General features: G+C 69.3%; 8 protein-coding genes and 1 pseudogene. 6 read left to right on the top strand and 3 right to left on the bottom strand.

All coding sequences use genetic code 11. The features are described from left to right. Nucleotides 1-19: 19 nt before the first annotated feature. The gene (locus ABZ794_RS01395) at nucleotides 20-388 is read right to left on the bottom strand and encodes a hypothetical protein (protein WP_357514217.1); all 369 of its coding nucleotides are present in this window, start codon (nucleotides 386-388) and stop codon (nucleotides 20-22) included. 76 nt (nucleotides 389-464) lie between these two features. Between ABZ794_RS01395 and ABZ794_RS01400 the strand changes: the two genes are divergently transcribed. From ABZ794_RS01400 to ABZ794_RS01415, 4 genes are all read left to right on the top strand, one after another. Beyond that, nucleotides 465-836, top strand: coding sequence for a DUF1330 domain-containing protein (locus ABZ794_RS01400; protein WP_210785964.1), 372 nt, complete (start codon nucleotides 465-467; stop codon nucleotides 834-836). A 170-nt stretch (nucleotides 837-1,006) separates the two neighbouring features. Next, nucleotides 1,007-1,516: a YetF domain-containing protein gene (locus ABZ794_RS01405; RefSeq protein ID WP_210785982.1), complete on the top strand. Its 510-nt coding sequence runs from the start codon at nucleotides 1,007-1,009 to the stop codon at nucleotides 1,514-1,516. 284 nt (nucleotides 1,517-1,800) lie between these two features. Further along, the gene (locus tag ABZ794_RS01410) at nucleotides 1,801-4,614 is read left to right on the top strand and encodes a hypothetical protein (protein ID WP_357513699.1); all 2,814 of its coding nucleotides are present in this window, start codon (nucleotides 1,801-1,803) and stop codon (nucleotides 4,612-4,614) included. A gap of 24 nt (nucleotides 4,615-4,638) precedes the next feature. Next, nucleotides 4,639-6,930 carry a peptidoglycan DD-metalloendopeptidase family protein gene (locus ABZ794_RS01415; protein ID WP_357513701.1) on the top strand — a complete coding sequence of 764 codons (2,292 nt, stop codon included), beginning with the start codon at nucleotides 4,639-4,641 and terminating at the stop codon, nucleotides 6,928-6,930. A 185-nt stretch (nucleotides 6,931-7,115) separates the two neighbouring features. On the opposite strand, the pseudogene ABZ794_RS01420 reads toward ABZ794_RS01415, so the two are convergent. Continuing rightward, nucleotides 7,116-7,406: pseudogene (locus ABZ794_RS01420) on the bottom strand (transposase); the annotation flags it as partial. Nucleotides 7,407-7,483: 77 nt separating this feature from the next. Beyond that, nucleotides 7,484-8,179 carry an alpha/beta hydrolase gene (locus tag ABZ794_RS01425; RefSeq protein WP_210785981.1) on the bottom strand — a complete coding sequence of 232 codons (696 nt, stop codon included), beginning with the start codon at nucleotides 8,177-8,179 and terminating at the stop codon, nucleotides 7,484-7,486. Nucleotides 8,180-8,255: 76 nt separating this feature from the next. On the opposite strand from ABZ794_RS01425, the gene ABZ794_RS01430 reads away from it, so the two are divergent. Together ABZ794_RS01430 and ABZ794_RS01435 are read left to right on the top strand one after the other, a co-directional pair. Then, nucleotides 8,256-8,819, top strand: coding sequence for a TetR/AcrR family transcriptional regulator (locus ABZ794_RS01430; protein WP_210785961.1), 564 nt, complete (start codon nucleotides 8,256-8,258; stop codon nucleotides 8,817-8,819). Between the two features lie 96 nt (nucleotides 8,820-8,915). Continuing rightward, nucleotides 8,916-9,389: a transposase gene (locus tag ABZ794_RS01435; protein WP_357513703.1), complete on the top strand. Its 474-nt coding sequence runs from the start codon at nucleotides 8,916-8,918 to the stop codon at nucleotides 9,387-9,389. The last annotated feature ends 341 nt before the right edge of the window (nucleotides 9,390-9,730 follow it).

Below are 9,730 nucleotides of genomic sequence, written 5' to 3' on the forward strand. Positions count from 1 at the left end.
CTTCCGTGCGATCGCGTGGTCAGCCACATCGCGTCACCCGTCGTCGCGCCCGGTGCGCCGTCCGCTCCCGGTGCCAGGACGGCGGCACCGGGACGGCGCCCGACCAACGTGGTGACCGCCCCGCGTTCGTCCGCCGCCTCCGAGTCGCCCACGGTTCCGGAGGGCAGCGACACGCCTTCGCCGACACCGGACCCGAACCGTCGCCGGCCACCCCCTCGACGACGGCGCAGCCAGATGTCACCAGCACACCGTCGTCGCCGAGCACCGACCCCTCGCCCAGTACCGACCCCTCACCGAGCACCGGTTCGGCGTCACCACCGGCCGGCGGCGGGCCCACCACCAGCCCTCGACCCGGTGCCTCACCCAGCACGTCGAGCACCGCCGGCACGCCAGCGACCGAGCAGGGCAGTGACCAGCCCTCACCTTCGCACTAGGCTTCCCGCCAGCCGAGGTGAGGAGGCACGATGGCGATCGATCCCAGCGGCAGCGACCTGCGAGACTTCCTGGAGGAGGACCCGCAGGCGCCCGTGGTCATGCTCAACCTGCTGCGGTTCGCCGACGGAGGCCGAAAATCCTATGCGGCCTACGCCGCCGAACTGCGGGACACGTTCCTAGCCCGCTACGGCGGCGAGGTGATCTACGCCGGTGCGGGCGGTCGGGCGCTGGTGGCCGAGGACGGTCAGGCCTGGGACGCCGTCCTGCTGGTCCGGTACCCCAGCCGGCAGGCGTTCTGCGCGATGGTCGCCGACCCGGCCTACCAGCAGGTGACCCGGCTACGCACGGTCGCACTGCAAGAGGCCGTGCTGCAGCCCACGATGCCGTGGTCGCCGTCCTGAGATCAGGTGCCGGGTTACCGCGATGACCGGCCGGCGCGGGCGCCGCTGATTCGCCCTGCGGGCCTGCGCCCGCGCCTGAGGTCGGCCGGGTCTTACGATGTCTCCGCCCGCAGCCAACACCGATGGCCGAACGGTGCGGACACCGCGCTGGGCGGGGTATGACCAGTCCCATGTGGCTCAACGACCCCTCGGATCTGCTCCGTCTCACGCTGATCGCGATACTGACCTATCCGGCCTTGGTGGCGCTCCTGCGCGTCTCCGGCAAACGGACCCTGTCGAAGCTGAACGCCTTCGACCTGGTGGTCACCGTCGCGCTGGGCTCGACCCTGGCGACGATCCTGCTCTCCCGCAGCGTCTCGCTTGTCGAGGGTCTGCTGGCTCTGTCGCTGCTGGTGGTGCTCCAGTACGGGGCCGCGTTCCTGGCCGTGCGCTGGCCACCGTCGCAGCGGCTGCTCAAGTCGGCACCCACGATGCTCCTGCGCGACGGCGTCCTGCGACACGACGTACTGCGGCGGATGCGCATCTCGGACAGTGAAGTACGGCAGGCGGCGCGCAGCCAGGGACACGGCGACCTGAGCCGTCTTGCTGCCATCGTCCTGGAGACCGACGGAAGCTTGAGCGTCGTCGGCCGGGAGTCGTGTGGCGACGGGAGCGCCCTGACTGACGTACGCGGGAGGTGAGTCACCCGCGTGCCTCTCCCGACTCCGGGAACGGTGGGAGGAGGTAGCGTGCGGCGCCTGGCCAAGGTGATCCGCCGCAGGGTCATCCCGTGAGATTGCTCATCCGCCGCTGACCGAATGCCGACCAAGGCCTTCCGCCGGCGCCGGCGTGGATATCTCATGTTGTCGGACCGTTATCGATCATGGACGTCGCTCGGTGGGGAGCCAGCCGCATGGAACAGGTCTTTCGGATGTTATTGGTGCGCAACGCCGAAGCGGCGGATCCCCAGACCGATGCGGTATCGGTGTCGAACACACCGCTGCAGCAGGAGTTGGGCAGCGTCACCGGCGACGAGTCACGCAGCGAGGTCATGGAGCGCGCGAAGGCGTTCGTCGCCAGTAGCCGGTTCGTCGACGACGCCGAGCGGGTAGCCGGCGGGCCGAAGCTGCGCGAGCTGCGTACCAGGCTGACGGAGCTGCGGGACCCTACCGAGGAGCAGGTGGAGCAGACCGTACGCGACATGCTCGGTGACGGCTACGCCGAGCAGGTCGGCGCTACGACGTGGCGGGAACGCAAGGAACAGTTGGCCGACAGCGCGCTGGCGCTGAAGCTGCTGTCCACCAGCGATCCGGGTGCGATGGCGGAGCTGGTCGGGTTGCTACGCACGGTGCGCTTCGTCGAAGCCTGGGTAGAGGACCGCAACGGCGCCGACCGGGCGGCGGCCACCCTGCCGATCCTCGACATGCCACTGGTGCTGCCGGTGCTCTCCGGGCTGAAGCTGGCGCCACAGCGGCCGAACGCCACCGCCCCTCCGGCACGTGCGGTGCCGCCGCTTGCGGACCTGCAGCAGGTCGGGCGGCAGGGGCAGCTCATCGACAGCGTCGTGCGAGAGCTGACCACTATCGCTCCCCGGTTCTTCCGCACCCAGGACGGCGACCCGCAGGAGCCGGGCGGCGCACGGCTCGACGACGGCCGACCCACGCCGAAAGCTGCCGCGAAGGGCACTGGCATCAGCATCGCGGGCACCCAGGACCGCCCCCGCCTCGGGCTCTCCGACGCCGGCGTCAAGGTGATCAGCGAAGCCAGTCGCCGTTACCTCGGTCAACTGGGGCTGGACCTGTCGCGGGACTCGGTGAGCCAGGTGGTGGCTCGGCTGGACACGGAGAAGGCCGGGTTGGTACGCGACCTGCGCCCCACGGCGGGGAACACCGTACTGGCGCTGGCCGACATGTTCCGTGCCGGCTCGTACGGGCTCGGTGGTGCGTTCCTGTGGCGGTTCCCCGGAGGCGACCGGCAGCCGCTGCCGACCACGCACGGCACGGTACGGCCGATCGGGGAGGGTGAGTTGCTGGTGGTGCGGCAACAGCTCACCGGCTACGAGCCTGGCGAGGTCGCCCACATCGAGAACGTGCTGCGGGGTGAGAACAAGCAGCGCACCCACCGGCGTCGCGAGGTCACCGAGGAGATCTTCGTGACCGAGCGCGAGATCGAGCGGGAGGAGGAGCGCGACCTGGAGACCACCGAGCGCTTCGAGCTCAGCCACGAGGCGTCCGAGGTGCTCAAGGAGGAGGCGGAGGTCGAGGGCGGGCTGCGGATCCGCGCCCAGGTCAGCCCCGCCGTGCTGATCGAGGCGAACGCACGGGCGGCGTACACCAACGCCCGCGAGAGCTCCCGGAAGAAGGCCAGCGAGTACGCCCGTGAGGTGGTCGACAAGTCGGTGACCAGGCTCGCCGAGCGAATCCGTACCCAGGAGACGCTGCGGGTGACCCGCGAGGTGGAGGAGATCAACGACCACAGCGTCGACAACGTCGACGGGGACGGCCACGTGGTCGGTGTCTATCAGTGGGTGGACAAGTGGTACGAAGCCCAACTGTTCCGCTATGGCGGTCGCACCATGTACGACTTCGTGATTCCGGAGCCGGCGATGTTCCTCACCGGTGCGCTGGAGGAGGACGCCACCCGGGAAGTGGGGCGACCGCGACCGGAGCCGTTCCCACTCGACGCCAGCCAGCTCACCGAAGCCGACTACCTCTACTGGGCGAACAAGTACCACGCCACCGGCGTTCAGCCGCCGCCGCGGTTCGAGGAGACCCGCTCGGTGACGTTCTCCTCGGGCGGAGGCGGCGGTGAGGCGGGCGACATGTCGCAGCGCCAGGACCTGCCCATCCCCGAGGGGTACAACGCGGTGCAGGCCCACGTCACCGCGGGCTTCTCCGGATCCCAGATCTACATCTCGGTCGGGCGCAAGGTGTTCCTGTACGAGTCGCACTCCGGTCTGCGGTCGACGAACCTCGACCTGGAGGAAGGCACGATCCCGATCACGATGGTCGCCAACGACACACCGCTGTTCGCGGTCAGCATCGAGGTGGTCTGCCGGCGCACGGAGCGGGCGATGCTGGACTGGCAGATCCGTACCCACGCCGAGATCAAGCAGGCGTACCTGGAGCAGCAGGCGCGGTTCGACGAGGCGACGGCCCGTGCCGCGGCCAACCACGGGGTGGTCATCGACGGCCGCAACCCGGGGGCCAACCGGGCGTTGGAGCTCACCGAGCTGAAGAAGGCGTGCATCTCGGTGCTGACGCACCAGCACTTCGACGCCTTCGGCGCGGTGGAGACCGGCGCGATGGGGGTGCCGCAGGTGGACGTGACGGTGGTCGAGGAGCAGGGCAACTACATCCGGTTCTTCGAACACGCCTTCGAGTGGCAGCTGATGAGTTTCCTGTTCTACCCGTACTTCTGGGGCCGGAAGAGCACCTGGCTCGACCGGGTGCGGTACGACAACAGCGACCCGGAGTTCGCCGAGTTCGTACGCTCTGGTGCCGCCCGGGTGCTGCTGCCGGTTCGGGAGGGGTTCGAGACATCGGTGGAGCACTTCATGCGTACCGGACAGGTGTGGCAGGGCGGACCGCCACCGGAGATCACCGACCCCGAGTACCTGCCGATCGTCAAGGAGATCCAGGAACGTACCGGCGCCCCGGGCGACGAGGTGCCGGAGGGGGCGCCCTGGCGCGTACGTGTGCCGACCCGACTGGTCCGACTGCGCCCGGAAGGCGGGCTACCAAGCTGGGCCAAGCATGACGACGGCACCTGGCGGCCGGACGAATCGGACCCCCGGTGACGGGGCCGGCGGCTCGGCTCCAGCATGGACGGTAACGAGGACTTCGGACGGTTCCTGGAACTGCTGCTGGCCGACGGCATCGCCGCCGGCTGGTTCGATCCGGACGCGGCGGGCTCATCGGCGTCACTGACCGGTGAGGTGATCCCGTCGTACCGCATCACCCTGCCCCCGGCGGGTGAGGACGGCGGCGGTGACCCGCCCGACGGTGGTGGTGCCGACGGCGGGAGCGAGTCGTCTCCGCTGCGGCAGGCGTTGGCGGCGGTGCTCGCCGACGGCGGCACCGCCACGCTGGGGCGCGCCAGCTCACCTACGGTGCGTGCGCTACTGGACCCCACGGCCCGCGACGAGGTGCGGCGTACGGTGAGCGCCGTCGTCACCGCGACGGACGCGTACCGAAGCGAGCTGGACGTTGCCGTACCAGCCGACGCGCCGCACGACATGGTGCTCGCGGTGCTGCTGTCGCTGCTGCACGGACCGGCGTGGGGTGCCGCCCAGACCCGGCTGCACGCGCTGCTCGCCTGGTATGAGCGGACGATCGCACTCAGCGTGGTGATCACCGTCGAACGGTTGGGCCGCCGCGACTCGGAGCCAGCCATGTTTCGCGACCTGACCAGGGCGGTACGGCTGGGCCGCAACCGGCTCAGCACCCAAATCCGCGCCCTCGTCGACGCCACCGTCCATGTGCCGCACACCCACCAGGCGCTGGTGGAACGGCAACTCACCATGCTCGCCGGCCGGCGGGCCGACTGGCAGCGGCGACAACTGGTGGCGCAGTTGGCCGGGGTGGCACCACCGATGCCGGCCGACCTGGAGGCGTACCGGCGGCTGCGGGTGTTGACCCGCCGCCGGACCGACCTGGAGGCAGTGCTGAGCGCCGACCGGGCGGAACGGGAGCGGCTGCGCCGACAAGCCGGTTCCTCCGCGGAGACCCGCGAGACCCGATCCGCTAGCAGGGCCCAGCTGCGGGTGCTCTGGCCCCAGATTCAGGAGCAACAGCAGGAGCTCGCGACGACGAGCCGCGAGATCGCCAGCCTCCGCCGGACGCTCAGCGGCGCGACGATGAGCCGGATCGCCGCGTACCAGGACGCCGAACGCCGCGGAATCCGGGACGGCGAGGCCCGCCAGGAACGCGACGCCCTGCTGCAGCGCATGGACCAGGAACTCACGTCGTTGACGAGCCATCGGCTGTCGGTCGCCGACGAGACCGGCCGCTGGCAGCGGTACGAGCTGCTGCTGGAGCGGCTGCTGAAGAACAGTCACAACCTCGGGCTGGAACTGTTCATGGACTCGTTCCTGAAGGTCAGCTCGTCGGCGGAGCGGCGCCGCGACATCGGGATCTCCGCACACACCACCGGCCAGGTGCAGTGGCTGAGCTACCCCGGCCACGGCGACAACGCCGTCGACTGGAACTGCCACGCCGGCCTGCCGCTACTGCTCTCCGCCCCGCAGGAGTTCCAGCTTCCCGAGCGGTTCCGCGCCACCCCGGACGATGCGGCGGCGTACCGCCTGGCGGGGGGAAGCGCGGTGGTCGAGGCGCGCGCGTCCGACGACATCCAGGACATCTTCGGCAAGATCGCGTACGGCCTGCTCGGCCGGCAGGGATCGCAGGAGACGGAGCTGGGGGCGCTGCTGCGCGCGCACGGCGACGACGAGATCGCCCCGGCCGAAGTGCTCACCCGTTCGTCCAGTGGCAGCGAGGTGTCCCGGCTACTTACCGGATTGGTCGCCCGCAATCTCACCCCGATCGACAACGCCGCAGCCTTCGACGCGCTGCGCGCGGGGATCGTCCGGGACCTGGAAGCCGGTGTGGTGCGTGCCCGTGGCCTGCCGGTGGGGACGGTACTGTTCCGCCGGGATCGGCTGCACGCCGACTCGGGCGCGTTCGGGTTGGGTCGCATCGTCACCCCCCGCATCACGGTGGGCGAGCTGCTCACCTCGGTACGGGAGTTACTCTCCAGCGACAGCAGCTCCGCGTACGACACCGAACGGCGCAGGTTGGTCAACCGGATCTGGCAACTGCTGCTGTGGCTGCGCTCGGCCGGCGCCGACGACCACCGGCGCGCGGCCTCGGTGTCGGTGGGCCACACCTACCGCGGCAGCACGCCCGACGACCTGACAGTACGGGTCTACTACTCCCACATGTATGACATCGCCGTGCGCTCCGGCACTCAGGTCAGTGTCGGCGACCAGCTCGGGCTCACCGGCTCCACCGGCAACGCGGTCAACTCGCACGTACACATCGAGATCTTCCTCTCCCGGGGCGGCAGCCAGCTCGGGGCCTGCCTGCCTCACGAGTTCTTCCCGCTCACGTCCTAGCTGGGGCTGACAGTCCGGGCCCACAGGCGGATCGGTTTGCTATCCGCCGATCGGGATGGCGTTTCCAGCGCATCGTCCATCGGGTTCTGCCTGCTCCGGTGGGGTCCAGGGACCGGGTCACCAGATACAGACACTTCAACGCGGCCAGCTCGTTCGGGAAGTGGCCGCGGGCCTTGACCGCCCGCCCCCGACAACCGGCGCTGCCGCTTCCTGACGATCTGGGGCTCGAAGGTGCCAACCCGGTCGCGTGGCACATCGATCTGCACCGGGCCTGTGCTGTCGGTCAGCACCGTCTTCGACCGGCTGCCGTTGCGAATGTTGCCCGACCCGGCGCCTGCCTGGTCGTGCTTCTCATAGCCGAGGTGCTCGGTCATCTCCTCGTTCAACGCGGTTTCCAGGACCGTCTTGGTCAACTGCTTGAGCAGCCCATCCGGACCGGTCAAGGACAACCCTTGTTCCTTGGCCACGCGGACCAGTTCGGCGGGCCCTTGTCGACCGCGTCGCAGAGCGTCGTCGACGATCGCGTCGAACAGTTCACTCTTCAATGTGCGGCTCACAGTCTCAGCAGCAGGTCGCGGACTGCGAAGGGCTGAGACAGGAACGGGTGGTGGCCCGCGTCGAGCTCGACGACATGGCCGGCCCGGCGAGCGAACTCGCGCTGCAATCGGACCGGGGTGCCTGCGTCTCGGGTGCACACGAGGTACGTCGAGGGCACGTCCTTCCATGCGGCAGCCCCGACCGGCTCCCCGATCACCTGCACGCTCTGACGGGCGAGATGATCAGCCGCCTGGGACTGGGCGTCATCGTCGCAGTCCTGCAGGAATGTGCCCACAAGCAGCTCGGGGCGGACTCCGAACGTCCCGGCGTTGGTGTCGATGTCGAGGAATGGTGCGGGGGTGCCGTCGCCGAAGTCTGACAAGCTCTGCCCAACCTCAGGCAGGTAGCTGGAGATCAGCAGCAGGTGGCGCACCGTTCCAACGTCCGCGGCCGCCGCCGCCGTCACGATGCCGCCATAGCTGTGAGCGACCACGATGGTCGGCTCGTCGCTGTCCTGCAGCACCTGCCGCACGGCGCCGACGTCTTCGGTCAACCCCGGGCCACCGGCGCCTCCCGGCGCGCCGGCCTCTCCGCAACTCGGGAGCGCCGGGGCCACGCTCGCCATCCCCCGCTCCTCCAGCAATCCGGTCATGCGGTGCCACCACCACCAGCCGTCCCGCACGCACGCCCCGTGCACGAATACGACCCTCATCGCCACCTCCGCGTTCACTATGACTGCCGTCCCACCAACAGTAGACGTATCGACAGTTACGTGAAAAAGTGTGCCGGTGGGACGGCGACCTCAACCCGAGATCAAGAAGCGGCTGCTCGACGCGTGCACCGACTACGCGCTCGAGCACGGCCTGCCCGACAGGCTCGAACCACTGGCCTCCGCCGCAGGCACCTCCACCCGCATGCTGATCTATCATTTCGGCACCCGCGACGTTCTCCTGCGCGCCGTTCTTGAGCACGCGCGGCAACGCCAGCTCGCCACTTTCGGTGACCTGCTGCGCGTACGACCCGATCAGCCCTACACCGCCACGCTGGCGAACGCCTGGAGGTTCATAACCGGTCCCGAAGGGCAGCCTTACTTGGGAATGTTCGGGCAGTGGCGGGAAAGCGCCGCGCAGCAACTATTGCCCGATTTTCGCCGGATGGCGACGACTAACTGGCTCGGGCCGCTCGAAAAAGGCTTGAGCAGCATCGATCGGCCAGAGCTCGCTACCCTCGTCCTCGCGGTCATTCGCGGTCTTCTCATGGACCTCGATGCCACTGCCGACAGCACCCGAACAGATAGGGCGTTCTCCGGTTTCCTCAGCACACTCGATCAACAGATCGTCCCCAACCGTTGATCCGTACCCGGTTAGGGACACCAACCCGTACGCCGACAGAGGGCTAGCGGAACCCCCGAGTCGGGATTTCGGGCGGAGGTGCAAGCCCAGCCGGCCATGGCCCGCAGCGACAAGTTGGTCGACATCGTCGTCGACCACGGTCAGCACAAGCTGACCGGCCCGGCAGCAGTCAGGGCCGAGGCCCGGTTAACCGAGCACGTCCGGCAAATCCAGTCCACGGCAAAGGCGTCAAGGACCGTCAGCGCATGCAACGCCTCATCGCCCGGCACGACCCACACGTCTTCCCCGGCGTCGCGGAGCACGGCGCTGATGTCGCCGAGCGCGTTCACCAGGGTGGTCCTCGATCAGGCCCACCAACGCCTGCAGGCACCGGTAGTGCAGATCTGGGACAACCTGAACACCCACGTCAGCCACCGCATGCACGCCCTGATAGCCGCCCGACCGTGGCTGACCGTGATCTGGTTACCCGCCTACGCGCCGGACCTCAACCCCACCGAATGCGTCTGGCGCTGGATGAAACGCGGCCTGACCGTCGAGACAGCCCGAACCCTGGCGTTTCAACCTCTGTAGCTGGCTGAGGAGTTTTACCGTTGCCGGCGCCCACCTCACGACAGGGTGCCCCCGCGCTGTGGCTCACGGGCTGACTGGTGGCCGTCGGTCCGGTGACACGCCCACTCGCCGGTCCACATTGCGAGGTCGTCTACCCAGCGCTCGGTGTTCTGCCGGGACTTGGCCGCCCACGTCGTTTGCGTTCTTTGACGCGAAGTCGTTCGCCGCCGCCCAGGTCATGAGTCGGGGGGGGGGCGGGGGGCGGGGCCGGGGCCGGCGGGGAGTTTGGGGGTGGGGGGTGTCGAGGGGGGGGGGTTGGGGTTACGACCGCCGGGGCGGGGGGGGGGGGGCCCCCCGCCCCC

Source organism: Micromonospora sp. NPDC047187, assembly GCF_040643355.1.
Classification (GTDB): domain Bacteria; phylum Actinomycetota; class Actinomycetes; order Mycobacteriales; family Micromonosporaceae; genus Micromonospora; species Micromonospora salmantinae.